The organism is Pseudomonas sp. BAY1663 (genome assembly GCF_000582595.1).
Classification (GTDB): Bacteria; Pseudomonadota; Gammaproteobacteria; order Pseudomonadales; family Pseudomonadaceae; genus Stutzerimonas; species Stutzerimonas stutzeri_AF.
Genome location: NZ_AZSV01000003.1, coordinates 86,731 through 111,546, shown reverse-complemented (window position 1 = coordinate 111,546; position 24,816 = coordinate 86,731). Strand labels below are relative to the sequence as shown.

Here is a 24,816-nt window from a genome sequence, read left to right as displayed (position 1 = left end):
CCCTGTTTCAGGCTTTCTGGGTGTAGCTGTAGTAGCCGTAGGCGCCGCTGTCGTAGGGCGAGGTCGACGCCTTGCGTTTCACGGCATTGAGGATCACACCCTTGAGCAGCACGCCGTTCTGCGCGAGGCGGCGCTTGGCGGCATCGATCTGCGCGCTGGTGCTCAGGCCGAAGCGGGCGACCAGCAGGCTGGTGCCGGCTTGCTGGGCGACCAGTACCGCGTCGGTCACCGCCAGTGCCGGTGGCGTATCGATGATGATGAAGTCGTAGAGCTTCTCCGCTTCCCTGAGCAGCCTGGAGAAGTTGTCGTGCATCAGCAGCTCGGAGGGGTTCGGTGCGGTGAAGCCGGCCGGGATGAAGTGCAGGTTCTTCTGTTCGGTGCGATTGGTGACCTGGGCCAGACTCAGGCCGGAGGCCAGCGCATCCGATAGCCCGTTGCGCGGGCTCATGCCGAACAGGGCGTGCAGGTAGCCGCGGCGCATGTCGGCATCGATCAGCAGCACGCGCTGGCCGGTCTGGGCGATCACCGCCGCCAGGTTGCTGGAGACGAACGACTTGCCCACCGAGGGAGTCGGGCTGGTGATCATCAGCACGTTGTTGCGCGCCTCAAGCATGGCGAACTTGAGGCTGGTGCGCAGGCTGCGCAGCGACTCGACCGCCAGGTCGCCGGGTTCGGTGAGGCTGAGCAGCCTTACCTTGCCGTCGCGTGCCTTGCGGGTGCGGTCGAGCTGCTCCTGCCGGGGGGTGTAGGGCAGGCCGGCATATACCGGCACGCCGAGCTTCTCGATCACGTCCGGGCTCTCCACGCCGCGGTAGAACGCCTGGCGCGTCAGGATCACCGCGGCGGAGACGAGCAGGCCGATGAAGATGGCGATCGCCACCACCAGCGGCCGCACCGGTTTGGCCGGTTTCTCGATCATCGAGTAGGCATTGTCGATGATTCGCACGTTGCCGATGGTGCCGGCGCGCAGGATGTCCTGTTCCTGGGCCTGGTTCATCAACAGCGTGTAGGTCTGGGTGGTGACTTCCATGTCACGCTTGAGGCGCAGCAGCTCCTGCTGCGTCATGGGAAGGGCGTCGACTTTCTTCAGCAGTTGGGCCTTCTGCGCCTGCAGCTCGTTCATTTGCGTCATCAGCGTGCGATAGGTCGGGTGCTCATGGGTGTAGAGGCGGTCGTATTCCACGCGCTTGAGGGTGAGCTCGGAGAGCTGCGTTTCCAGCGCGACGATCTGATCCAGCACCCCCTTGGTCTCGATGCTGATGTCCACCGACTTGGCGCTGGTCTGGTAGGCGTTCAGCGCGTCCTCGGCCCGCTCCAGCTCCTTGCGTACCTGGGGCAGTTGCGAGCGAAGGAATTCCAGGCGCTGGGCGGCTTCGGCCGAGCTGCGCTGGATGTTCTGGTGAACGTAGAGCCGGCTGATTTCATCCAGCACACGGTTGGCCAACTGCGGGTCCGGGTCTTCCAGGGACATATAGATGATCCCGGAGTCCTTGCCGGCCTCGCCGACCTTCAGGCGCTTCTGGTAGTCCAGCGCGGTGGTCTGCGGGCGGTTCCTGAACAGCACGAACTCGGTGCCCGGGTTGGCGGCCAGCTCGGCGATCTGCACCTTGAAGCCCTGGCTTTCCACGGCCTGGCCGATCCGCCCGCGCAGGATCAGCTGCGTGTCGTCGTCGTAGAGGCTGTAGTTGCCGGCGGTGCCGGCGACCAGGGTGAGTTTCTGACCGAGATAGGCATCGGGCACGTCCAGCTGGAAAACCTCGAGCTTCTCGCCGCCCCAGGCGTAGCCGTCCAGGCCGAACAGCGGCGCGGCCAGGGCGCCGTCGGTCGACGGGTCATGCCTGCGCGCCAGGTAGCTGCCGATCAACGGGAAATGTCGCGGCCTGGCGGTGATGTAGAGTTTGAGTCCCTCCACCGCCTTGCCCAGTACTGCGCGCGATTTCAGCAGGGAGATCTCGGTGGTCGCCTGGGATACCGAGTCGGGCCTGGGAACGATCTCCGGCACCCCGGTGATGGCGCCTTTCTTCGGTTCGATCTGAATCATCGCGCTGGCCTGGTAGATCGGCGTGGCGACCAGCGCATAGGCGATGCCCAGCGCGGCGAACAGCCCGGTGATGCTGGCGATCAGCGCCTTGTGGTCGTAGGCGGTGCGCATGATGCCGGCGAGATCGATGCGGTTGTCTGTGTCATATTCCAGCGAAGAGCGGGTCAAGGCAGTCATCGGGGATCCTTCCTCATGGTGCGATAGGGCGGTGGGCTTCGTTGGGGACGTTCAACTCTTGGCCAGCCTCGGGCTCAATTTGCGCAGCAGGTTGAGGCTGATGTTCTGGGTAATGCCGGACAGCGCGCGAATCTTGCTGAGCGGGGAAATCAGCGAGAGGCACTCGCCGAAAACCTGGATCAGGAAATACTCGTAGAGCGCGTGGTTGCCGATGCGGTTGTAGTAGCGGGCCAGCGAGTAATGGGCGTGCATGGCCATCTGGATGCGCTGCTTGCTCGGCTGCATCGAGAAGATGCCACCTTCATGGATGCGGTAGCGGCGGGGCTGATCTCCTCCATGAACTTGCCCTTGCCATAGGCGCCGAGCAGCGACCACCAGCAGATGTCCAGCACTTCCACGCCAAGCAGTTCCGGGGGCAGCTCCTGGATCAGGTTGCGAAAGCACACGGTCAGCGTCGAGACCGGGCGAGCCTGCATCAGCTCCAGCGCGGTGGCGTCCTTGCGGTACTTCCCGGTGAGCTGCGGCGTCTGGATGATCCCCTGGCTGTTGAACATGAACGCGTCGTGATAGGTCATCACGTAGTCGCGGTGCCGCTCGAGGAAGTCCACCTGCAACTGCAGCTTGCGCGGATCGGTCCAGTAGTCGTCGCCCTCGCAATAGGCGATGTACTTGCCGGCGGCACGGGCGAACAGCCGGGTACTGAAGGGCACGCCGAGGCTGAACTGGTTCTGCGTCTGGTAGATCGGTTTGATGATGGCGGGATAACGCGCCGCGTAATCGGCGATGACCGCGGCGGTGGCGTCGGTCGAGGCGTCGTCGTGGACGATCACCTCGAAAGGGAAATCCGTTTCCTGCTGGAGAAAGCTCTCCAAGGTCTTCCTGATGAAAGCGGTATGGTTATAGGCCAGGCAGACGATGCTCAGCAATGGCTCGGTCTTGCCTGCCCATCGTTCCATCAAGGCGTGCTCGTTCTTCAATTCCATTTTTCAGACGCTCGGTTTGGTTATCAGTACAAACAGCTTGAGTACCAGTGGTCTCGAACTGGCTGCCACCAGCAACAGGCAGATGGTTCCGCTCACGGCAAGTGCCACCAGGATGTCGAAACGGTTGTCGCCGACGAGCATGGCGAACAGCGGTTCGCCGAGCACCAGCCCGAGGGCGGTCATCGCGGTGATCCGCAACAGTTCCATCATCCAGGTGCGATGCAGGCCGGCGGCGTAGCGCCGGTGCACCACCGGCGGCCAGGCCAGGAACGTCGCCAGGCGCAGGAAGAACCACGCCAGTGCCGCGCCGTAGGCGCCATGGGCGAGGGCGGCGTAGACCACCAGCGGAACGCTGAGGGCGGTCGAGACCACGCTGTACCCGATGTGCAGGCGCAGCTGTCCATAGGCGTACTGCAGGTAGAACTGGAACGCCCCGGCCGCCATGAGGGCGCTGCCCAGCACGTACCAGGCCAGGATCGGCTCGCTCCAGTCGGCGGCCTGCGGATCGCCGGTCCAGGCGAAGATCAGCGCCCTGGCGTGGTAGGCGATCACCGCCGCGAGCGGGAACAGCAGGCTGCAGACGAAGCGGCTGGCGTTGAGGTAGAGCGCCTCCATGTCGGCGATCCGCCCCTCGGCAACCAGCATGGTCATGCGCGGCAGCAGCGTCTGCACCAGCGGGTTGGTCAGCGTCATGATGCCGGTGGTGATCAGCGCCACCAGCGAGAAATAGCCGTATTCCTCGAGCTGCAGCACCCGCGACAGCAACACCTTGTCCAGCTGGGTCAGGATGATCCACAGCAGCGAGGTGAAGAACATGCCGCCGGCAAACGGCAATACCGGCCTGACCACCCGCCAGTCCAGGCCGGTGAACAGGCCGGGATTGGGCAACTGGACGTAGGCCTTGGCGGCGAAGGCGAGGACCTCCACCAGGCGACCACGGCCTGGAACATGAAGAAGTCCAGCGGCTCCTGGGATACCTGGGCGACCAGCAACAGCCCGCCGAGATAGCGCAGGGTGGCGATCGTCATGTTCGCCGCGTTCAGCCAGCCATGCAGCTCCACACCCTGCAGACCGCTCTTGTACAAGGTGGCGTACAGGCGCATGCCGACCATCAGGCCCATCAGGCTGATGCATTGTCCGATCGTGTCGGTACTCAGCTCACGGGCCTGCAGCCAAGTCTGGGCGATCCAGCCGCTGGCCAGATAAATGGCGAGACAGGCGGCCAGCGCGATGGGCAGCAGCAGCAGTTCGAAGGCGCGCAGCAGGCGTCCGGCCTCGCCGCCACGGACGAGATTCTCGTGCTCACCGCGATAGTGCGCTACCTGCCGTACCAGTGCCGGCGACATGCCCGCATCGAGCAGTTGCAGCCAGGCCTGGAGGACGGCGAAGAAGCCGATCAGGCCATAGGCCTCGGCGCCCAGGTACCCCAGGTAGAACGGCAGGATCAGGATGCCGATCAGCAGGGCATAGGCCTGGCCGAGGTAGTTCAGGCCGGTATTGCGTATCACCGACAACCGCTTGGGATCGGACATGGCGCGCGGGCCTACCTGGATTGCTCGGGGAAAGCACAGGCACTGGTGCCGGGTACCTGCTCGGCGACATTCAGCATGCCCAGCGCCTCGACGAACGGCTGGAACAGGATTCGGCTGGATTGCGCGCTATGGATCGATTCCTGGACCAGCGTCTGCATGACGCTTTCCTGCACCTTGCGCGACAGTCCGGGATAGATCGGCAGGCACAGCACCCGGCGGCTCAACGCCCGTGAGCGCGGCTGCGGCTGCTGGGGTTGCAGGTACTCGAGGGTGTCGAGCGAGGGATAGAAGTAGCGGCGCGGATTGATGCCGTTCCCGTTCAACTGGCTGCGGCAACGCAGCAACTGGTTTTCGTCGGCCAGGGCAACGGGGAAGTAGCTGTAGTTGCGCTGGCAGCCCTGTTGCAGCTGTTGCAGATCGAAATGGTCGCCGAGGCCCTTCTCGTAGCGGTGGCCGATTTCGGCCCGGCTCTCGAGGATGAGCTCGATATCGTCGAGTACGCACATGCCCATCGCCGCCGAGAACTCGTTGAGCTTGGCGTTGATGCCGATGCCGTCGATGCGGTCGGTATCGACGATGCCGAAGTTGCACAGCAGGCGTATCCGCTCGGCGATCTCGTCGTCATTGGTGACGATCGCGCCGCCTTCGATGGTGTGGAACAGCTTGGTCGCATGGAAGCTCAGGGTGCTGATGTCGCCCCAGTTGTAGACCGATCGCCCACGCTGGCGTACGCCGAAGGCATGAGCCCCGTCGTAGACCACCTTGAGGCCATGGCGGCGGGCGATCTGCTCGATACGCTCGACGTCGCAGGGGTTGCCGAACACATGGGTGGCGACGATGGCACTGGTGTCGCTGGCCAGGTTCGCCTCGATCCGCTCCGGATCGAGGTTCCAGGTTGCCGGGTCGATATCGGCGAAAATCGGCCTGATGCCTTCCCATTGCAGCGAACTGGTGGTGGCGACGAAGCTGAACGGCGTGGTGATCGCGCTACCGCTGATCCCCAGCGCCCGGTAGGCGATCTGCAGCGCGATGGTCCCGTTGTTGGTGAGGATGATGTTCCTGACCCCGAGGTACTCCTTCAGCCTCTGCTCCAGCGCGGTCACCAGGGGGCCGTGGTTGGTGAGCCATCCGGAGTTGTAGATCCGATCCACGTAAGCCTTGAACTTGTTTTTGTTGCCCAGGTAAGTCTTGGTCACATTGATCATGGGGATTTCCTTATCAAGGATGCGTCGCGCCGCTTGCCGGCGGGCCCGGAGCGCGGTGGTGCCCGCTCAGACCGGTTGTTGCTCGCCAAGCGTGCTGGCACGGCGCGCCCGGCGCTGGTTGTGCTTGAGGATCATCCGGGTCAGCAGGCTGCCGGCGTGGGGGTCGCCGTAATGGAAGATGGCCGTGGCCCGGAGATAGGCCGGGTCGCAGGGCTCGTTGGCATGCAGGGAGCGATAGCCCCAGAACAGGTAGAGGTTGCCCGGAACCAGTTGCAGGCGCTGTGGCTTGAGCAGACCGAGGCGTATCGCCCGGGTGATCAACATGCGGCTCAGGCGGTTCTGCAGCAGGGTCTTTTCCAGAACGTTGAACAGCACGTACGAGCGAATCCGGCGCAGGTTGGGAAACAGCAGCAGATCGCCGCGCCTTTCCCCTTCCTGCGGGATTTCCACCGGCACCAGGGCCGTGACCAGCGAGGCGTCGAAGTGGTAGCAGTTCGATTCCCTGCGTCCCGTCTGGCCTTGTAGGCAACGCATCACCAGATAGATCCTGTCGCTATGGGCCGGCTTACCCGCGCCGAACTGGTAGACGTCGGCCAACAGGCTCTTGAATTCCGGCGCGGCACCCAGCACGGCCAGCAATGAACCGGCTACTTCCGCTCCGTCGTGGTGAGCGAAATACTCACCCCGATGGAGGCGTGCCTGTTCCTTCACTTGTTCGCGCAGTTGCGACAACTGCTGGGGGGTTAGATAACCGGGGATACAGACATAGCCGTTTTGCTCCATTTCCCAGGCGAGCAATGCCTTTTCCTTATATTCAAGGCTGCGAAATGTAGATAACACGTTTATCTCCCTGCACGCGGGCCAGGCGAAACGGTGGTAGGCAGATAAGAAGGCATTCCTGTTGAATGGGTGCTTCCTGCGATTACCTAACTATCTGTATTCAAAGGAGGAAGAATGATTCGAAAGAACTTCTGCACAAGGCAGCCAGCAGCGCTCGCTTAGCGCAACATATGAGGCGCCGACAAGAACAGGCATGAAGCAGGAGTTTTGGGCAAAGCTACCGCCATCGGCATATATATGCCGTGGTGAAGTTTTACTTATAAGTGCCTGCCTTTTGGTAATTATCCGCTCGGCAGTTCGCTCCATCCTGGTTGTTTGCCAACATCAGGCAAAGCTACCGCACTCTGGTATTTGCCCGAGGCCAATCAAGAACCAGGTGGCGAACGAAAGTGTCCCAACACACTTGGCGGCTGTTTTTTCAGGCAGGGGGATTTAATTCTTTCGCCGCAGAACTTGACCTTTCCTGTTGGTCTTAAACTGCTCTGCACCGTGTTGCTCCCTGTGGGCAATAGGTATCCGTCATAACGAAACCGAAGTCAAGACGGTTAGCCAATTTTTTGTTATTTTCCTGATTGAAGGTTTTTTGGTTCTGATAACTATTTGATTTATAAGGATGATGTATTTTTGGCGGATGTTTGCGGCATGGCACCCAATGGCAAGATGGCGATCACCGCTAATGTTTATTCTTCTCAACAAGGGTGGCTAAGTTGATCGCGGTGCTTGGTTAATGCTCGGGGAACTTTATAAGTACGCTTCTCTTGCTACCAAGCGTAATAACTCTGGCATTGGCTCGAGTCATTGCGTGAGGGATTTAATTCGTTCGTGCGATGCCAGGAGGAATTAGCTCTGGCATGAGGGGAAGGATGCCGGAAACGAAAAAGGCCACTCGAATGAGTGGCCTTTTTCGTGGTTTTGGTTGCGGGAGCCGGATTTGAACCGACGACCTTCGGGTTATGAGCCCGACGAGCTACCAGACTGCTCCATCCCGCGTCTGTGGGGGCGCATTCTACAGCCAATCCATGCGTTGTCAACCGGGATGTTTGAAAAAAGTTTTTCCATTCAAGCGGTTAGGTCGGCAAGTGATGGCAGGTAGCGAGATTGCGGAAACAAAAAAGGCCACTCGTCGAGTGGCCTTTGAAATTGGTTGCGGGAGCCGGATTTGAACCGACGACCTTCGGGTTATGAGCCCGACGAGCTACCAGACTGCTCCATCCCGCGACGCGCATTCTACAGCTTTCATTCCGGCTGTCACGGTTTAATTGAGAAAAAGCCCCTCAGGCGCCCAGGTGTGCCGAAACCCTGTGGCTCCCGGCATGAGCATGGCGGCGGATGGAAGGTTGCACGGGGCGCGGTGGGTGGTGACGGCGTGCGATACGCAGCATGCCCCAGAGCATGGCGAGTGCCACGGATATCCAGCCCAGGATCATCATCGCGAGTATCAGTGCAGGTGTCATGGCCATGGCTTCCTTCTCTGCAGTCTGAACGGTCATCCTTGTAAATCGGACCCTGGCCGCCGAAGACGGTTCCGGCCGGGCCACCGGTCGTCGATGGCCCAGGCAACCGCACTCCACTGCCCGCCCGTTGCCTATAACGATGAGAGGCGAGGTGGAGGTAACGACCATGCGTGTTCTTGTAGCGGCCCTGGTGTCGATGCTTGTCGCCGTGGGCGCCGGTGCGCAGGACGCCCCGTTTTCCGATCTGCCTTGGTGCAAAACACCGGCGCTGTCGATCGGGGTGCAGCCGGGAGCGGTTCCATGGGAATGGGGAAGGGCATCGAATATCTGGATGACGAGAAGGCGGATGAACGCGACGATTCGGCGCAACGTCGGTCTTCATCGGTGCCGCCGCGTTCAAGAACGGGTGAACCCGGTCACGGTGACAACGAAACGGATATGGAACATCACCCGCGCCCCCGGCTGGAGCGGCACCGCGATCGATAGCGGAAGGCCGGATACGTGCCGTGCGGCCCGGGAAGCTGTGGTGAGGCGGGACGCCGTGCGGTGATTCATAAATCCACCGGGCCTCCGTACAATGCCGTCCCTTTTCGGCAGATGAATCCGCAATGCAAATCGCTTTGGCACCCATGGAAGGCCTCGTCGACGAGATCCTCCGTGATGTCCTGACCCGCGTCGGTGGGGTCGACTGGTGCGTGACCGAGTTCATCCGGGTTTCCGATCGCCTGCTGCCGCAGAACAGCTTCCGCAAACTCGCCCCTGAACTGGAGAGCGGCGCCGTCACCCGCGCCGGTACGCCGCTGCGGGTGCAGTTGCTCGGTTCCGACCCAGCGTGCCTGGCGGACAACGCCGCCTATGCCTGCACGCTGGGCGCGCCGGCCATCGACCTGAACTTCGGCTGCCCGGCGAAGACGGTGAACAAGTCGCGCGGCGGTGCCGTGCTGCTCAAGGAGCCGGAGCTGCTGCATGCCATTCTTCGCGAGGTGCGCCGAACGGTGCCTGCGCATATTCCGGTGACCGCCAAGATGCGTCTGGGCTTCGACAGCCCGGATGCTGCGCTCGATTGCGCACAGGCATTGACGGCGGGTGGGGCGGAGCAACTGGTGGTGCATGCGCGCACCAAGGCGGACGGCTACAAGCCACCGGCCCATTGGGAGTGGGTGGCCAGGGTGCGGGACGTGGTGGATGTGCCGGTGTACGCTAACGGTGATATCTGGTCGCTGGCCGACTGGCATCGTTGCCGGGAGGTCAGCGGTGTCGACGACATCATGCTCGGCCGCGGGCTGGTTTCGCGACCGGATCTGGCCCGGCAGATCGCCGCGGCGCGGGCGGGACGGGTAGCACCCGAGATGGGCTGGGACGAGTTCCGGCCCATGCTGGTGGATTTCTGGCAACAGGCGCGGGGCAAGCTAGCGCCGCGCTATGCGCCCGGCAGGCTCAAGCAGTGGCTGGCGCTGCTGACGCGTACCTATCCCGAGGCCGTGGCGTTGTTCGCCGAGCTGCGCAGGGAGAACGATTGCGCTCGCATCGATGCGCTGCTGGGCGTCGATACCACCGTCATCCGGCAGGCCGCGCTGGGGTAGGGGATGGAGCAAGCGATGCCGTAGCGCATCCCCTGCTCGAAATCCTGCGTGATGCCCGGCATCTGTTCGTTGGGCTTGGCTGCGCTCAACCCAGCCTACGGGGATCGTCGAGCGGTGTTGCGGTCAGCGCCCGCCGCTGACGTCCAGCAGCGCGCCGCTGGTATAGCTGGCCTGCTCGCTGGCGAGCCAGAGGATCGCCTCGGCGATTTCTTCTGCCTGGCCGCCGCGGCCCATGGGTACGCTCGCCTTGACCCGCTCGACCCGGTCCGGCTCGCCGCCGCTGGCGTGGATTTCGGTATGAATGACGCCGGGGCGCACGGCATTGACGCGTATGCCTTCGCCGGCCACTTCCTTGGCCAGGCCCAGCGTCATGCTGTCGATGGCGCCCTTGGCTGCCGCGTAGTCGATGTATTCACCCGGCGCGCCGAGGCGCGCGGCCACCGAGGACAGGTTGACGATCGCACCGCCCTGGCCGCCATGGCGGGTGGACATGCGCTTGATCGCCTCGCGCGCGCAGAGGAAGCTGCCGATCACGTTGGCACCGAGCACGCGTGTCCAGCGCGCCGCGTCCATCTGTTCCAGGCGCATCTGCCGCTCCAGCATGCCGGCATTGTTGACCAGCACGTCCAACTGCCCGAACTCGTGGTCGAGGGCGGCGAACAGTTCCAGCACCTGGTCCTCCTCCGCGACGTCGGCTTTCACCGCGATGGCATGGGCGCCCAGCGCGCGAACTTCGTCGAGCAGCCAAAGCGCCGCGTCCTCGCGCTGGCGATAGTTCAGGCACAGGGCGTAACCCTGGCGAGCCGCCAGGCGCGCGGTGGCAGCGCCGATACCGCGGCTGGCGCCGGTGATGAGCATGACCTTGGGCATGGAGGGTTTCCTGATCAGAAAGTGTACGAAGTGGCTCTTGAAATCTTGCACAGGGTTCCTATCTAGCAATGTGGAATGCCGAATTCGGGTTCCGCCTCATGACTTTGCTGAAATCTCAGGAGGTTTGCATCATGACTTCTTTTTCCATGGCTCCGTTGTTCCGCCAATCGGTCGGCTTCGACCGCTTCAACGACCTGTTCGAGTCGGCCCTGCGCAACGATTCCGGCAGCTCCTATCCGCCCTACAACATCGAGAAGCACGGCGATGACCAGTACCGCATCGTGATCGCGGCCGCCGGCTTCCAGGAGTCGGACCTCGACCTGCAGGTCGAGCGCAGCATGCTGACCATCAGTGGCGGTCGGCGCGAAAACGAGGCGCAGAACGTCACCTACCTGCACCAGGGCATCGCCCAGCGCGCCTTCAAGCTGTCGTTCCGCCTGGCCGACCATATCGAGGTGAAGGGGGCCGCGTTGAACAACGGCCTGCTGAACATCGATCTGGTGCGTGTCGTGCCGGAAGAGGCCAAGCCCAAGCGCATCCCGATCAATGCCGAGCCGCGGCCGGCGCTGGAAGGCTGATCCGGGGGCTTCTTGTAGGCGTCTGGGGGACGCCCAGTCCTCGCTGCGATGCTCTGCTGCGGCGGATCGCCGGCAAGCCGGCTCCTACAGCGATTCGGGGCGCTGCGGCGCCCTTTTTCGTGGTTAGCGGCCAGCCTCCAGCAGCTCGCGGAAGCAGGCGACGGGCAGCGGGCGGCTGAACAGATAGCCCTGGTAGAGGTGGCAGCCCTGCCGCTGGAGCAGGTCCAGCTGGGCCCGTTGCTCGACGCCCTCGGCGATGACCTCGAGGCCCAGACTGGAGGCCATGGCGACGATGGCGCGGATGATTTCCGCATCGTTGCCATCGGCGATCGCGTCGCGCACGAACGACTGGTCGATTTTCAGCAGGTCCACCGGCAGACGCTTGAGATAGGTGAGCGACGAATAGCCGGTGCCGAAATCGTCCATGGCGAAGCCGATGCCGAGTTTTCGCAGGCGGCGCATCTTGGCGATGGTGTCGTCCAGGTGCTGGATGACGATGCTTTCGGTGATTTCCAGTTTCACCATCTGGCGCGGCAAGCCACTTTTGTCCAGGGCCAGGACGACGCGTTCGACGAAGTCGTTCTGGCGGAACTGCCGCGGGCTGATATTGATGCACAGGCTGAAAGCGGCAGGATCGACCAGGCCGTCTTCGATCAGTGCCGCGCCGATTCGGCAGGCCTCGTCGATAACCCAACTGCCCACCTCGGGCAGCAGGGCGCCTTCTTCCAGGACCTGGATGAACGCCGCGGGCGTCTGCATGCCCTGCCGCGGGTGCTGCCAGCGTAACAGCGCCTCGCGCCGATGATCTGGCCGTTGCGGGCATCCACCTGCGGCTGCAGGTGCAGCTCGAATTCGTTGCGTAGCAACGCCTGACGCAGTTCGTTCTCCAGCCGCAGGCGCGCGCTGGCGGCTTCCTGCATGGTGTTGCGGAACAGCTGGATGGCGTTGCGCCCGGCGTCCTTGGCCCGGTAGAGGGCGATGTCGGCGCGCTTGAGCAGGTCGGCCGGCGTCGCCCCGTGATCGGGAATCAGGGCGATGCCGATGCTCGGCGTGACCTGCAGGCGGTGGCCTTCGAACTGCATGGGCTCGGCGAGCAGTTTGCGCAGCTTCTCCGCCACCTGGCGGACATGGCGGGTGACTTCCGAGCGTCGGCCGGTGAGACCGGTCAGCAGCACGACGAACTCGTCGCCGCCGAGCCGCGCCACGGTGTCCTCCTGGCGAATGCTGGCTTCCAGCCGCGCGGTGACCATTCTCAGCACGGCGTCGCCGACCGGATGCCCGAGCGAGTCGTTGATGTGCTTGAAATGATCGAGGTCGAGGAACAGCAGGGCACCCCGCAGGTCGTGGCGCTGGTGCAGCGCGCTGTGCTGGGTCAGGCGGTCCATCAGCAGTGCGCGGTTGGGCAGGTTGGTCAGCGGGTCGTGGTAGGCCATGTGATGGACCTGCGCCTGCGCCGCCTTGAGCTCGCCGATGTCGCGGGCGGTGAGCAGCAGGCAGTCCATGCCGTCGAGTTCGATGGGTTCGACCGAGACCTCGATGTGCTTGATCCGCCCGTCGCGGTCCATGCCACGCATTTCACGGTTGCTCAGGCGCCCCTCGCGCTCGATCGCCTCGATGATTTCCTGGCGCTGGGACTCGGGCCAGACGCGCAATTCGTGCGCGGTGCGGCCGATCACCTCGTCCATGCGATAGCCGGACAGCCGGCAGAAGCCTTCATTGACCTCGATGTAGCGGCCGCTGGCGCGCTCGGTGATGGTGATGGCGTCCGGGCTGGCGCGAAACGCCTTGGCGAACTTCGCTTCGCTCGCGCGCAGCGCCGCTTCGGCCTGCTTGCGTTTGGTGATGTCGCGAAAGGTGGTGATGATGCACAGCCTGCGCTCGACCCGAATGAAGCGGCTGGACACCACGCAGGTGATCGATTCGCCATCGCGCGAGCGGAACTCGGCCTCGGCATTTTCCAGCGATTGCTCCGCGGTCAGTTGTGCGTAAAGCGTCTGGCGCCGCCGCTCATCGCGCCAGAAGCCGATTTCCGGCGCGGTGCGGCCGACGATGTCCTGCGGCTGCCAGCCGAAGGTCTTGCTGAAGCTGGGGTTGATTTCCAGGAAGCTGCCGTCGCGGATGCGCGAGACGCAGATGGGGTCCGGGCTGCCCTGGAACAGCGTGGCGAATTTTTCCTCCGAGGCGCTCAAGTGCTGTTCGCGCAGCACGCGCTCGGTGATGTCCATGATGATGCCGGCCATGCGCAGCGGGCGGCCTTCGGCGTCCCGGTAGAGCTTGGCGGTGCTTTCCAGGTGCCGGGTGCCGCCGCTTGCCGGCTGGGCGCGGTAGATGACCTGGTACTGCTCGATGCGGCCCGCGAGCAGATCGCTGTAGGCGTGGCGCATCTTCTGCCGGTCCTCGGTCGGTACATGGGCGAAGAACTCGCGGAACGAGCCATGATAGGGGCCTTCCATGGTCCCTTGCAGGTCCGAGGCGCGCGCCGATGCATAGAGCATGTCGCTGGGAATATGCCATTCCCAGGTGCCCAGCTGGACGGACTCGAGGGCCAGTTGCAGCCGCTCCTGGCTCTGCTGCAGCGCCTCGGCCTGCTGGCGCTGTTCGGTATTGTCGCGAATCACGCCGATCAGCATCGGCTGTTCGGCCGCTTCGGCGCCGTGGCGCTGCCCGGTGAGTTCCAGCCAGTGCAGGCTGCCGTCCGGCCAGCGGACCCGGTGTTCCAGGCGCAGGTGCCGGTCGTCGTTGTGCAGTGCCGCCTCGAAGACCTGGCCGACCGTCTCGCGGTCCTCTTCGGCGACCAGCTCCAGGTAGCCGGCGATGCCTGTGGCGAACTCCGGCCCGCCATCGAGCCCGAACAGGTCCTGGCTGCGGGGCGACCAGTAGAGCCTGCCGGTTTTCAGCTCCCAGGCCCAGACGCCGAAGCGGGCATCACCGAGCACCGCCAGCAGGTGAGCGGTGTCGTTCCAGGGATGCCCTTGCGGGATGGCGAGGTCGAACGGGCGGGTGCGGGAGCGAGACGAGGCGCTGTGGTTGCGGTCTTCCTGGTTGTGCGTGGCAGATGAAGACGGGGTGTCGGCGATGGACGAGTGATCGGTCATTTATGGCCGTTCCGCTTATTGTTATGGATCGACGTTATCCGTTGGCCAGGGCTCAGCGCAAGCGGTCCTTGTCGGCATCCAGCAGGGCCATGAAGGCCTTGGCGGCATTGGAAAGGGTGCGTTCGGTGTGCAGGATGTAACCCAGTTGCCGTGACAGCTGGATGCCCGGCAGCGGCAGGCGCACCACCTGCTCGTCGAGCATGCTGCGCGGCAGCACGCTCCAGGCGATGCCGATGGAGACCATCATCTTGATCGTCTCCATATAGTTGGTGCTCATGGCGATATTGGGCGTCAGCCCCTCACGCTCGAACAAGCGCTGGGCGATGTGGTGGGTGAAGGTATTGCCGCCGGGGAATACCGCCGGATGGCCGGCTACATCGGCCAGGGTGATGTCGGGCTTCTGCGCCAGCGGGTGCTCGGGCGCGACGACGAAATCCAGCGGGTCGTCCCAGACCTTGACCGCCTGGATGGGCGCGGCCGTCTGCGGGGCCAGGGTGATGACCGCGAGTTCTGCACGGCCATGCAGTACTTCTTCGTACGCTATTTCCGAATCCAGGAAGCGGATATCCAGACTCACCTGTGGATGCGCGCGGGTAAAGGCGCGCAGCAGCGGCGGCAAGCGATGCAGGCCGATGTGATGGCTGGTCGCCAGGCTCAGGCGCCCGCCGATGTCGCCGTTGAGGTTGGTCAAGGCGCGGCGGGTGTCGTCCAGTACATTGAGTATCTGGTAGGCCCGCGGGAGCAGGGCACGGCCGGCTTCGGTCAGGCTGATCTCGCGGCCCAGGCGGTCGAACAGGCGCACGTCGAGCTGCATTTCCAGTGCCGCGATGCGTTTGCTCACGGCTGGCTGGGTCAGGTGCAGACGTTCCGCGGCCAGCGAGAAGCTGCCGGTTTCCGCGATGGCGATGAAGGCGTTGAGGTTGGCGAGATCCATCATTCCCCTCGCGTTGATGGTGATTCCTGTAAGGAATGCTTTGGATAAAAAATATGAATTTGAGTAATTCAATGCAAGCCCATAGCATCACCCTCATAAGCGCAAGGGCTATTCGCCCCGCATAGAAAGCAGATGAGGAAAAGTCCGATGGCCGGCAAGACGCTCTACGACAAGCTCTGGGAAATGCACGAGGTGAAGCGGCGCGACGATGGTTCGTCGCTGATCTACATCGACCGTCACATCCTCCACGAAGTGACCTCGCCGCAGGCCTTCGAAGGGCTGCGCCTGGCCAACCGCAAGCCGTGGCGCATCGACGCCAACATCGCCACCCCGGACCACAACGTGCCGACCACCAAGGGCGAGCGTCAGGGCGGCCTGGAAGCCATCGCCGACGAGGTCTCGCGCATCCAGGTGCAGACCCTCGACGAGAACTGCGATGACTTCGGCATCCTCGAATTCAAGATGAACGACGTGCGCCAGGGCATCGTCCACGTCATCGGCCCGGAGCAGGGCGCGACCCTGCCAGGCATGACCGTGGTCTGCGGTGACTCGCACACCTCGACCCACGGCGCCTTCGGCGCGCTGGCCCATGGCATCGGTACCTCCGAGGTCGAGCACGTGCTCGCCACCCAGTGCCTGGTGGCCAAGAAGATGAAGAACATGCAGGTGCGCGTCGAAGGCCAACTGCCGTTCGGCGTCACCGCCAAGGACATCGTGCTGGCCGTGATCGGCAAGATCGGCACCGCCGGCGGCAATGGCCACGCGCTGGAATTTGCCGGCAGCGCCATTCGCGAGCTGTCCATGGAAGGCCGCATGACCCTCTGCAACATGGCCATCGAGGCCGGTGCCCGCGTGGGCATGGTCGCCGTGGACGAGAAGACCATCGCCTATGTCGAAGGGCGCCCGTACGCACCGAAGGGCGCCGATTGGGACAAGGCCGTTGCGCTGTGGAAGGGCCTGGTTTCCGATGCCGATGCCGTGTTCGATACCGTCGTCGAGCTCAAGGCCGAAGAGATCAAGCCGCAGGTCAGCTGGGGCACTTCGCCGGAGATGGTGCTGGCGGTCGACCAGAACGTGCCGGACCCGGCCGTCGAGGCCGATCCGGTCAAGCGCGACTCCATCGTCCGTGCGCTGAAGTACATGGGCCTGGCGGCCAACCAGCCGATCACCGAGATCAAGCTGGACCGCGTGTTCATCGGCTCCTGCACCAACTCGCGGATCGAGGATCTGCGGGCCGCCGCCGAAGTCGCCAAGGGGCGCAAGGTCGCCGCGAACGTCAAGCAGGCGATGGTGGTGCCGGGCTCGGGCCTGGTCAAGCAGCAGGCCGAGGCCGAGGGGTTGGACAAGATCTTCCTCGAGGCCGGCTTCGAGTGGCGCGAGCCGGGCTGCTCCATGTGCCTGGCGATGAACCCGGACAAGCTGGGCAGCGGCGAGCATTGCGCCTCGACCTCCAACCGCAACTTCGAAGGCCGCCAGGGTGCCGGCGGGCGTACCCACCTGGTCAGCCCGGCCATGGCCGCCGCCGCGGCGGTGACCGGTCACTTCATCGATGTGCGCGAACTGATCCAGGCCTGAGGAGAGAACCGATGAAAGCCTTTACCCAACACACCGGCCTGGTCTGCCCGCTGGATCGCGCGAACGTCGATACCGACCAGATCATTCCCAAGCAGTTTCTCAAGTCCATCAAGCGCACCGGCTTCGGCCCCAACCTGTTCGACGAATGGCGTTACCTGGACGTCGGCCAGCCGAACCAGGACTGCTCGCAGCGTCCGCTGAGCCAGGACTTCGTGCTGAACTTCCCGCGCTACCAGGGCGCCAGTGTGCTGCTGGCGCGCGAGAACTTCGGCTGCGGCTCCTCCCGCGAGCATGCGCCGTGGGCGCTGGACGAGTATGGTTTTCGCACCATCATCGCGCCGAGCTTCGCCGACATCTTCTACAACAACAGCTTCAAGAACGGCCTGTTGCCGATCGTGCTGAAGGAAGAGGAGGTGGACGAGCTGTTCCAGCAGGCCGAGGCGACCGAAGGTTACCAGCTGACCGTCGACCTGGCCGCGCAGACCGTGACCCGACCGGACGGCAAGCAGTACCGCTTCGAGGTCGATGCCTTCCGCAAGCACTGCCTGCTCAACGGCCTGGACGATATCGGCCTGACTCTGCAGGACGCCGAGGCGATCAAGGCCTTCGAAGTTCGCCATCAGCAGAGCCAGCCCTGGTTGTTCGGCGCGATCAAATGACACGAGCTTGAAGCCGGAAGCCGAAAGCTGGAAGTAACAGCGCTCGGCTTCCAGCTTCTGGCTTTCAGCTTCAAGCTTTTCCGAAGGAAATGTTATGTCCAAACAGATTCTGGTTCTCCCCGGCGACGGCATCGGCCCGGAAATCATGGCCGAGGCGGTCAAGGTATTGCAGCTGGCCAACGACAAATTCCAGCTGGGCTTCGCGCTGAGCTATGACGAGCTCGGTGGCGCGGCCATCGACAAGTACGGTGTGCCGCTGGCCGACGAGACCCTGGAGCGCGCGCGTGCCGCCGACGCCATCCTGCTCGGCGCGGTCGGCGGGCCGAAGTGGGACAGCATCGACCCGGCCATCCGTCCGGAGCGCGGCTTGCTGAAGATCCGTTCGCAGCTGGGCCTGTTCGGCAACCTGCGCCCGGCGCTGCTCTATCCGCAGTTGGCCGATGCCTCGTCGCTCAAGCCGGAAATCGTCGCCGGGCTGGATATCCTCATCGTGCGCGAGCTGACCGGCGGCATCTACTTCGGCCAGCCGCGTGAGAGCAAGCTGCTGGAAAACGGCGAGCGCATGGCCTACGACACGCTGCCGTACAGCGAGAGCGAGATCCGTCGCATCGCCAAGGTCGGTTTCGACATGGCCATGGTGCGCAACAAGAAGCTCTGCTCGGTGGACAAGGCGAACGTGCTGGCGTCCAGCCAGCTGTGGCGCGCAGTGGTCGAGGAAGTCGCCAAGGATTACCCGGAAGTCGAACTCAGCCATATGTATGTCGACAACGCGGCCATGCAGCTGGTGCGCGCGCCCAAGCAGTTCGACGTGATCGTCACCGACAACATGTTCGGCGACATCCTGTCGGATGAGGCTTCCATGTTGACCGGCTCCATCGGCATGCTGCCGTCTGCCTCGCTGGATGCCAGCAACAAGGGCATGTACGAGCCCTGCCATGGCTCGGCGCCGGACATTGCCGGCAAGGGCATCGCCAATCCGCTGGCGACCATCCTCTCCGTGTCGATGATGCTGCGCTACAGCTTCAACCAGGTGGCGGCGGCCGATGCCATCGAGCGGGCGGTCAGCGACGTGCTCGACCAGGGCCTGCGCACCGGCGACATCTGGTCCGAAGGCTGTAACAAGGTTGGCACCCGGGAGATGGGTGACGCAGTAGTCGCGGCGCTCGCGAAGTTGTAATCTCTTGGCCCGCCTTCGAGGGGTGGGCCACTTAATCTATAGGTGTAGTTGCGATGAAACGTGTAGGTCTGATCGGTTGGCGCGGTATGGTCGGTTCCGTGCTCATGCAGCGGATGCTGGAAGAGCGGGACTTCGACCTGATCGAGCCGGTGTTCTTCACCACCTCCAATGTCGGTGGCCAGGGGCCTGCCATCGGCAAGGAAACCGCTGCGCTGAAGGACGCCTATAGTATCGACGAGCTGAAGAGTCTCGACGTGATCCTGACCTGCCAGGGCGGCGACTACACCAACGAAGTCTTCCCCAAGCTGCGTGAAGCCGGCTGGCAGGGCTACTGGATCGATGCCGCCTCCGCATTGCGCATGCAGGACGACGCGGTGATCGTGCTCGACCCGGTGAACCGCAAGGTCATCGACCAGCAGCTCGATGCCGGTACCAAGAACTACATCGGCGGCAACTGCACCGTCAGCCTCGCACTGATGGGCCTCGGCGGTCTGTTCGAAGCGGGGCTGGTCGAGTGGATGAGCGCCATGACCTATCAGGCGGCATCCGGCGCCGGCGCGCAGAACATGCGCGAGCTGATCAAGCAGATGGGTGCCATCAACGCGGCGGTGGCCGACGATCTGGCCAACCCGGCCAGCGCCATCCTCGACATCGACCGCAAGGTCGCCGAGACCCAGCGTAGCGAAGCCTTCCCGGTCGACAACTTCGGCGTGCCGCTGGCCGGCAGCCTGATCCCCTATATCGACAAGGAACTGCCCAACGGGCAGAGCCGCGAGGAGTGGAAGGCGCAGGCCGAGACCAACAAGATCCTCGGGCGCTTCAAGAACCCGATCCCGGTCGACGGCATCTGCGTGCGTGTCGGTGCCATGCGCTGCCACAGCCAGGCGCTGACCATCAAGCTGAACAAGGATGTGCCGATCTCGGATATCGAGGGGCTGATCAGCCAGCACAACCCCTGGGTCAAGCTGGTGCCGAATCATCGCGATGCCAGCATGCAGGACCTGAGTCCGGCTGCCGTCACCGGCACCCTGAACGTGCCCGTTGGCCGCCTGCGCAAGCTCAACATGGGCTCGCACTACCTGGGCGCCTTCAGCGTGGGCGACCAGTTGCTGTGGGGCGCCGCGGAGCCATTGCGGCGCATGCTGCGAATCCTGCTGGAACGTTGATCGCCTACCCGATGGGTGAAAGAAACGCCGCGACCCGATCGCGGCGTTTTCATTTGTCTCGACGTACCGCTTGGCAGTGCTGCTTGCAGCATGCGGCCATTTCGCTACAGTGCCGGTCCGTAATGCTTGGAGGTGGCGATGCCCTCGCGTGTTGATGTTGCAGTGGTCGGTGCCAGCAGCCTGGTTGGCGAGGCGCTGCTGGAAGTGCTCGAAGAGCGTGATTTCCCGGTCGCGGAGCTGTATCTGCTGGATGCTGGCGATTCCGTCGGGCAGGCGCACGCGTTCAGGGGGCGCAACCTGCGGGTGCGTGATACCGCCGGGTTCGATTTCACCAAGGCGCGCCTGGTATTTTTCGCATGCGATGCGGGCTCGGCCGCCAGCCATCGGGAGGTGGCTGCTGCGGCGGGCTGCCTGATGGTCGATCTGAGCGGCGCTTGCCCGGTGGATGATTTGCCGTGCCTGGTGCCCGAAGTGAATGGTGGATTGCTCGACACATTGCACGATTGTCGTGCCGTTGCCAGCCCGCTCCCCGAGGCCGTGGCGCTGAGCACCCTGCTCGCGCCCGTCCGCCAGCAGCTGGACGTGCAGCGCGTCTCGGTCACGGCCTGCTTGCCGGTTTCCACACGCGGGCGCGCCGGGGTGAACGAGCTGGCCCGACAGACCGCCGAGTTGTTGAATGCGCGTCCCCTGGAGCCGCGGGTTTTCGATCGGCAGGTCGCTTTCAACATGCTGGCGCAGACCGAAGAGGTCGACGCCCAAGGGCATGCTCGGCAGGAGCGGCGTCTGGTCGACGAGCTCCGGCAGTTGCTGGGGCTCCCCGAGCTGGCGGTAGCCGTTACGTTCGTGCAGGCGCCGGTTTTCTTCGGGGAAAGCCTTGTGCTGTCCTTGCTGAGCCGGGAAAGCGTGGATATCGACCGGTTGTCGGCGGCGCTGGACGCAGCGCCGGGCATCGAGCTGGTGGAGGCCGGTGACTATCCGACGGTCGTCGGTGACGCGGTTGGGCAGGATGTCATCTATGTGGGCAGGCTGCGCCGAGGAATGAATGACCCGCGCGAACTCAATTTGTGGATTGTGTCTGATAACGTGCGAAAAGGCGCGGCACTGAATGCCGTGCAGTCTGGTGAGTTGTTGATAAAACACTACCTGTAAAAGATACTTACTCGAAATTCGAAGAATAATTCTAGCCGATGCGCTGAACGGCTTATCGCTGATGGGGAGCCACCACGAGGTGGCGCGGGCAGTGGCATAAGACCCTCTCGAAGTTCGAGAAAAAGATAAACAAGGGATTAAATAATGGTTCGGGTTCGCAATCTGGTGCTGGCAATCGCGGCTGCTACCGCGCTGACTACAGAAATGGCCCATGCGCTTGGGTTGGGAGAGGTCACGCTTCAGTCGTCATTGAATCAACCGCTGGTCGCGGAAATCGAGCTTCTGGATGCCGATAATCTGGCTCCGGGCGAAGTGGTTCCGGTACTTGCTTCCCAGGAGGATTTCAGCCGGGCCGGTATCGATCGTCAGTATTTTCTGACCGATCTGAAGTTCACCCCCGTACTGCGTCCGAATGGCAAGAGTGTCATTCAGGTTTCCTCCAGCAAGCCGGTGCGTGAGCCCTATCTCAACTTCCTGGTAGAGGTCCTCTGGCCCAGCGGTCGCCTGCTTCGCGAGTACACGCTGCTGCTCGACCCGCCCCTGTATTCCCCGGAAACTGCCGTTGCCGTCGCGCCGCAGCTGCCGATCGCCGCCCCGGCGCCGAGTATCGCCCCGGCTCGTCCTGCTCCGGCTCGCCAGCCTGCCGCTGCGCCGGCGGCGACCGGCGTCTCTACGGCTGCCGTCTCGCAAGGTGGCAACGAATACCGCACGTCGGCCCGCGACACACTCTGGGAAATCGCCGAGCAGAACCGTCGTGGTGGAACTGTGCACCAGACGATGCTGGCCATCCAGGACCTGAATCCGAACGCCTTCATCGATGGCAATATCAACCGCATGAAGAGCGGGCAGGTACTGCGCCTGCCTGATGCCGAGCAGATCGGCAGTCGCTCCCAGGCTGAGGCCATCAGCCAGGTTGCACAACAGAACGCAGCCTGGCGCCAGTCCAGAAACGGTGCCGTTGCCGGTACGCGCCAGCTGGATGCAACGCGTCGTACCGAGGCAGGAGCCGCACCGTCGCGTAGCGAGACCGGCGACAATCTGCGCCTGGTTGCCGCCGATGCGGGCAAGTCGACGGCAGGCAGCGATACCGGCTCCGGTGACAACGACCAGGCTCTGCGTGACAAGCTTGCCGTCACCCAGGAAAGCCTGGACTCCAGCCGCCGTGAAAACGATGAATTGAAGGATCGCTTGAATGACCTGCAGGGCCAGCTGGAGAAGCTCCAGCGGCTGATGCAGCTCAAGGATGATCAGCTCGCCAAGTTCCAGGCGCAGTTGGCGGCCGATGGCCAGGCCGTCGATGCGCCGAGCCCCGAAGGGGCTTCGATCGACGGTGATTCCGCCGATCCTGCGGACAGCCCCGCGGCGAGCGGCAACGAGCAACCGACAGGGCAGGGCGCAGCAGCGGTGCCCGCCAAGCCTCCGGCCGCAGCCAAGCCGGCGCCAAAGCCGGCTCCCGCCAAACCGGCGCCAAAGCCAGCACCTGCCAAGCCGGCAGCACCCGTCCGCGAGCCCGAGCCGAAGGGGCTGATCGACGATCTTCTATCCAATACGCTACTGCTCGGGGTTCTCGGCGGTAGCGCGCTGCTATTGCTGCTGGTCGGGCTGATGGCCTTGTCCCGGCGTAACGCATGAAGGAGGCGGAGCTGCAGGAAAGCCTGCTGGCCGATAGCGTCGTGGACAATCTGGAGGTCGGCACGCCGGCATATGCCGACATCGGCGAGGAGCATCGCCAGCCGGCCCCGCTTTCCACTATCGCCGAACCTGCCCAGGCCGTTGACGAGCTTGCGCCGTCGACTGGTGATGCACTGGCCGAGGCAGAGATCTACATCGCCTACGGTCGCTTCAACCAGGCTGCCGAGCTGCTGCAGAACGCCCGCAACGATGAGCCTCAGCGCAGCGACCTGCGACTCAAGCTCATGGAAGTCTATGCGGAGTTGGGTAACCGCGATGGCTTTGCCCGCGAAGAAGCCGAATTGCGTGAGATCGGTGGCGCTTCCCATGATGTCGAACAGCTGAAGCGCAAGTACCCGGCAATGGTCGTAGCCGGCGGCGCGGCCGCAGCGGCGGTGGCTGCCAGCCAGCTGGACGTGGACAGTCTCGATCTCGACGACCTTGACCTTGACGAGCCGGTAGCGCCGGTGGCGGGGCAGGATCTCGATGATGCGTTCGACCTGAGCCTGGATGATCTGGATATCGATCTGAACGATGAGCGTCCGACTGTCGAACCCGTTGCCAAGCAAGAAGATGACCTCTCTCTGGATGACCTGATGTTGGATGAAGAGCCGTTGGCCACGACTGGTTCGCAGGCGGCGAGCGATTTTTCCTTCGATCTCGAGGATGAGGCTGGGCAAGATCAGGCTCGTTCCGATGAGCTGGCAGATTTTTCTTTCGATCTGGAGAACGAGGCCGACAAGTCCCTGGCCGATGAAGACTTTTCGCTGAACCTGGATGGCGAGTCTGCAGGCGCCCCGGCTTCTGCCGATGGCGATGAGCTCGACTTCGCATTGGCTGAACCCAGCGCTGGCGCAGCCGAGCTGCCGGACGATTTCGACCTTTCGCTGGAAGATGCGCAGCTCGAACCCCAAGCCGACAGCTTCGCCGAACAGCTGGAGGAAGTGGAGGCCGAACTGCAGGGCTTGTCCCATGACCTGGAGCAGCCGGCTCAAACCACGGTGGCACCAGCTGCCGCTGCCGCCGACGAGCTGGACGAGGATTTCGATTTCTTCTCCGATACCGACGAAACCACCACCAAGCTGGATCTCGCCAGAGCCTATATCGACATGGGCGACGCCGAAGGTGCGCGTGACATTCTCGATGAGGTCATTACCGAGGGTAGCGATGCACAGCAGCAAGAGGCGCGAGAGATGCTCGCCAAATTAGCCTGACCATGACCCAAGCAGTACCCGAAGCGGCAGCCGACAAGGCTGCCGTTGGCATTTCCAGAATCGCCCTTGGTATCGAATACAAGGGTTCCCGCTATCGCGGTTTCCAGCGCCAGCGTGCAGGCGTTCCCTCGATCCAGGAATCACTCGAAACCGCCTTGAGCAAGGTGGCCGGCGGTCATCCCGTCGTGCTCAGCTGTGCTGGACGGACCGATGCGCTGGTCCATGCGAGCGGCCAGGTCGTGCACTTCGATACCCCTGTGCAGCGCAGCATGCATGCCTGGACGATGGGGGCGAACATGAATCTGCCGCCGGATATCAGTGTCACCTGGGCCCAGGAGATGCCGAGTCACTTCGATGCGCGTTTCAGTGCCATGGCCCGTCGTTATCGCTACGTGATCTACAACGATCAGATCCGGCCGGCTCATCTGGCCGAAGAGGTGACCTGGAATCATCGCCCACTGGACATCGAGCTGATGCGTGCCGCGGCCAGGGCGTTCGTGGGAACCCACGATTTCAGTGCGTTTCGTGCGCGGCAATGCCAGGCCAAGTCGCCGATCAAGACCATTCATCATCTCGAACTGCTCGAATATGGCCGCCTGATCGTCATGGATGTGCGCGCCAATGCATTCCTGCACCATATGGTGCGCAATTTTGCCGGCGTGCTGATGACGATAGGTGCCGGCGAACGGCCGGTGGAGTGGGCCCGTGAGGTTCTGGAGTCGCGCATACGCAGGCAGGGAGGCGTCACGGCGCATCCCTATGGTCTTTATCTGGTCGAGGTGGAGTATCCCGAGGAGTTCGTCCTGCCCAAGCGCTTTCTCGGGCCGCATTTCCTCTCCGGCTTGCCGGACTGCGCGCGTCGATGATCTGCCTGCGGAATGACGTTGCGCCTATTTGCTTGCAGGCCCTGGGG

At 63.4% G+C, this 24,816-nt stretch carries 15 protein-coding genes, 2 tRNA genes and 4 pseudogenes; 10 read left to right on the top strand and 11 right to left on the bottom strand.

Annotated elements, in window-relative coordinates:
* Positions 1 to 7: 7 nt before the first annotated feature.
* The 8 genes and pseudogenes from BAY1663_RS02035 to BAY1663_RS02000 all read right to left on the bottom strand — a co-directional run bounded on the left by BAY1663_RS02035 (position 8) and on the right by BAY1663_RS02000 (position 8,232).
* Positions 8 to 2,218, bottom strand: a complete 2,211-nt coding sequence (locus tag BAY1663_RS02035; RefSeq protein WP_037037589.1) for a polysaccharide biosynthesis tyrosine autokinase — start codon at positions 2,216 to 2,218, stop codon at positions 8 to 10.
* 51 nt (positions 2,219 to 2,269) lie between these two features.
* Positions 2,270 to 3,201: pseudogene (locus BAY1663_RS02030) on the bottom strand (glycosyltransferase).
* Between the two features lie 3 nt (positions 3,202 to 3,204).
* Positions 3,205 to 4,733: pseudogene (locus BAY1663_RS02025) on the bottom strand (lipopolysaccharide biosynthesis protein).
* 11 nt (positions 4,734 to 4,744) lie between these two features.
* Positions 4,745 to 5,938: a DegT/DnrJ/EryC1/StrS aminotransferase family protein gene (locus BAY1663_RS02020; protein WP_037037588.1), complete on the bottom strand. Its 1,194-nt coding sequence runs from the start codon at positions 5,936 to 5,938 to the stop codon at positions 4,745 to 4,747.
* Between the two features lie 66 nt (positions 5,939 to 6,004).
* Positions 6,005 to 6,721 (bottom strand): hypothetical protein, encoded by a 717-nt coding sequence (locus BAY1663_RS02015; protein WP_051497053.1) that lies wholly within the window; start codon positions 6,719 to 6,721, stop codon positions 6,005 to 6,007.
* Positions 6,722 to 7,691: 970 nt separating this feature from the next.
* Positions 7,692 to 7,768, bottom strand: a tRNA-Met gene (locus BAY1663_RS02010).
* 151 nt (positions 7,769 to 7,919) lie between these two features.
* Positions 7,920 to 7,996 (bottom strand) — tRNA-Met (locus BAY1663_RS02005).
* 56 nt (positions 7,997 to 8,052) lie between these two features.
* Positions 8,053 to 8,232 carry a hypothetical protein gene (locus BAY1663_RS02000; protein ID WP_037037617.1) on the bottom strand — a complete coding sequence of 60 codons (180 nt, stop codon included), beginning with the start codon at positions 8,230 to 8,232 and terminating at the stop codon, positions 8,053 to 8,055.
* A 166-nt stretch (positions 8,233 to 8,398) separates the two neighbouring features.
* On the opposite strand from BAY1663_RS02000, the gene BAY1663_RS23225 reads away from it, so the two are divergent.
* Together BAY1663_RS23225 and BAY1663_RS01995 are read left to right on the top strand one after the other, a co-directional pair.
* Positions 8,399 to 8,782 (top strand): hypothetical protein, encoded by a 384-nt coding sequence (locus BAY1663_RS23225; RefSeq protein WP_256206500.1) that lies wholly within the window; start codon positions 8,399 to 8,401, stop codon positions 8,780 to 8,782.
* 58 nt (positions 8,783 to 8,840) lie between these two features.
* Entirely contained in the window at positions 8,841 to 9,815 is a 975-nt protein-coding gene (locus BAY1663_RS01995; RefSeq protein ID WP_037037585.1) for a tRNA-dihydrouridine synthase, read from the top strand.
* Between the two features lie 123 nt (positions 9,816 to 9,938).
* On the opposite strand, the gene BAY1663_RS01990 is transcribed toward BAY1663_RS01995, so the two are convergent.
* Positions 9,939 to 10,685: an SDR family oxidoreductase gene (locus BAY1663_RS01990; protein WP_037037583.1), complete on the bottom strand. Its 747-nt coding sequence runs from the start codon at positions 10,683 to 10,685 to the stop codon at positions 9,939 to 9,941.
* A gap of 131 nt (positions 10,686 to 10,816) precedes the next feature.
* On the opposite strand from BAY1663_RS01990, the gene BAY1663_RS01985 reads away from it, so the two are divergent.
* Positions 10,817 to 11,263 carry an Hsp20 family protein gene (locus BAY1663_RS01985; protein WP_037037615.1) on the top strand — a complete coding sequence of 149 codons (447 nt, stop codon included), beginning with the start codon at positions 10,817 to 10,819 and terminating at the stop codon, positions 11,261 to 11,263.
* 123 nt (positions 11,264 to 11,386) lie between these two features.
* On the opposite strand, the pseudogene BAY1663_RS01980 reads toward BAY1663_RS01985, so the two are convergent.
* A pseudogene (locus BAY1663_RS01980) lies at positions 11,387 to 14,358 on the bottom strand (EAL domain-containing protein).
* 52 nt (positions 14,359 to 14,410) lie between these two features.
* Positions 14,411 to 15,292 (bottom strand): LysR family transcriptional regulator, encoded by an 882-nt coding sequence (locus BAY1663_RS01975; RefSeq protein WP_037037614.1) that lies wholly within the window; start codon positions 15,290 to 15,292, stop codon positions 14,411 to 14,413.
* A 147-nt stretch (positions 15,293 to 15,439) separates the two neighbouring features.
* Between BAY1663_RS01975 and leuC the strand changes: the two genes are divergently transcribed.
* From leuC to truA, 7 genes and pseudogenes are all read left to right on the top strand, one after another.
* Positions 15,440 to 16,867 (top strand): 3-isopropylmalate dehydratase large subunit, encoded by a 1,428-nt coding sequence (gene leuC / locus BAY1663_RS01970; RefSeq protein WP_037037582.1) that lies wholly within the window; start codon positions 15,440 to 15,442, stop codon positions 16,865 to 16,867.
* A gap of 11 nt (positions 16,868 to 16,878) precedes the next feature.
* Positions 16,879 to 17,526 carry a 3-isopropylmalate dehydratase small subunit gene (gene leuD, locus BAY1663_RS01965; protein WP_037037580.1) on the top strand — a complete coding sequence of 216 codons (648 nt, stop codon included), beginning with the start codon at positions 16,879 to 16,881 and terminating at the stop codon, positions 17,524 to 17,526.
* 94 nt (positions 17,527 to 17,620) lie between these two features.
* Positions 17,621 to 18,703, top strand: a complete 1,083-nt coding sequence (leuB, locus tag BAY1663_RS01960; protein WP_037037579.1) for a 3-isopropylmalate dehydrogenase — start codon at positions 17,621 to 17,623, stop codon at positions 18,701 to 18,703.
* Positions 18,704 to 18,756: 53 nt separating this feature from the next.
* Positions 18,757 to 19,869 carry an aspartate-semialdehyde dehydrogenase gene (asd, locus tag BAY1663_RS01955; RefSeq protein WP_037037578.1) on the top strand — a complete coding sequence of 371 codons (1,113 nt, stop codon included), beginning with the start codon at positions 18,757 to 18,759 and terminating at the stop codon, positions 19,867 to 19,869.
* A gap of 138 nt (positions 19,870 to 20,007) precedes the next feature.
* Positions 20,008 to 21,018 (top strand): aspartate-semialdehyde dehydrogenase, encoded by a 1,011-nt coding sequence (locus BAY1663_RS01950; protein WP_037037576.1) that lies wholly within the window; start codon positions 20,008 to 20,010, stop codon positions 21,016 to 21,018.
* Positions 21,019 to 21,162: 144 nt separating this feature from the next.
* Positions 21,163 to 23,903 (top strand): annotated as a pseudogene (locus BAY1663_RS01945) (FimV/HubP family polar landmark protein).
* A gap of 2 nt (positions 23,904 to 23,905) precedes the next feature.
* Positions 23,906 to 24,769: a tRNA pseudouridine(38-40) synthase TruA gene (truA, locus tag BAY1663_RS01940; protein WP_037037574.1), complete on the top strand. Its 864-nt coding sequence runs from the start codon at positions 23,906 to 23,908 to the stop codon at positions 24,767 to 24,769.
* The last annotated feature ends 47 nt before the right edge of the window (positions 24,770 to 24,816 follow it).

Coding starts and splice junctions, on each gene's coding strand:
- BAY1663_RS01950 (WP_037037576.1), top strand. CDS start 20,008: ATGCCCTCGCGTGTTGATGTTGCAGTGGTCGGTGCCAGCAGCCTGGTT.
- BAY1663_RS23225 (WP_256206500.1), top strand. CDS start 8,399: ATGCGTGTTCTTGTAGCGGCCCTGGTGTCGATGCTTGTCGCCGTGGGC.
- leuC (WP_037037582.1), top strand. CDS start 15,440: ATGGCCGGCAAGACGCTCTACGACAAGCTCTGGGAAATGCACGAGGTG.
- asd (WP_037037578.1), top strand. CDS start 18,757: ATGAAACGTGTAGGTCTGATCGGTTGGCGCGGTATGGTCGGTTCCGTG.
- BAY1663_RS02000 (WP_037037617.1), bottom strand. CDS start 8,232: ATGACACCTGCACTGATACTCGCGATGATGATCCTGGGCTGGATATCC.
- truA (WP_037037574.1), top strand. CDS start 23,906: ATGACCCAAGCAGTACCCGAAGCGGCAGCCGACAAGGCTGCCGTTGGC.
- BAY1663_RS01995 (WP_037037585.1), top strand. CDS start 8,841: ATGCAAATCGCTTTGGCACCCATGGAAGGCCTCGTCGACGAGATCCTC.
- BAY1663_RS02035 (WP_037037589.1), bottom strand. CDS start 2,218: ATGACTGCCTTGACCCGCTCTTCGCTGGAATATGACACAGACAACCGC.
- BAY1663_RS01990 (WP_037037583.1), bottom strand. CDS start 10,685: ATGCCCAAGGTCATGCTCATCACCGGCGCCAGCCGCGGTATCGGCGCT.
- BAY1663_RS01975 (WP_037037614.1), bottom strand. CDS start 15,292: ATGGATCTCGCCAACCTCAACGCCTTCATCGCCATCGCGGAAACCGGC.
- BAY1663_RS02015 (WP_051497053.1), bottom strand. CDS start 6,721: ATGGAGCAAAACGGCTATGTCTGTATCCCCGGTTATCTAACCCCCCAG.
- BAY1663_RS01985 (WP_037037615.1), top strand. CDS start 10,817: ATGACTTCTTTTTCCATGGCTCCGTTGTTCCGCCAATCGGTCGGCTTC.
- leuB (WP_037037579.1), top strand. CDS start 17,621: ATGTCCAAACAGATTCTGGTTCTCCCCGGCGACGGCATCGGCCCGGAA.
- BAY1663_RS02020 (WP_037037588.1), bottom strand. CDS start 5,938: ATGATCAATGTGACCAAGACTTACCTGGGCAACAAAAACAAGTTCAAG.
- leuD (WP_037037580.1), top strand. CDS start 16,879: ATGAAAGCCTTTACCCAACACACCGGCCTGGTCTGCCCGCTGGATCGC.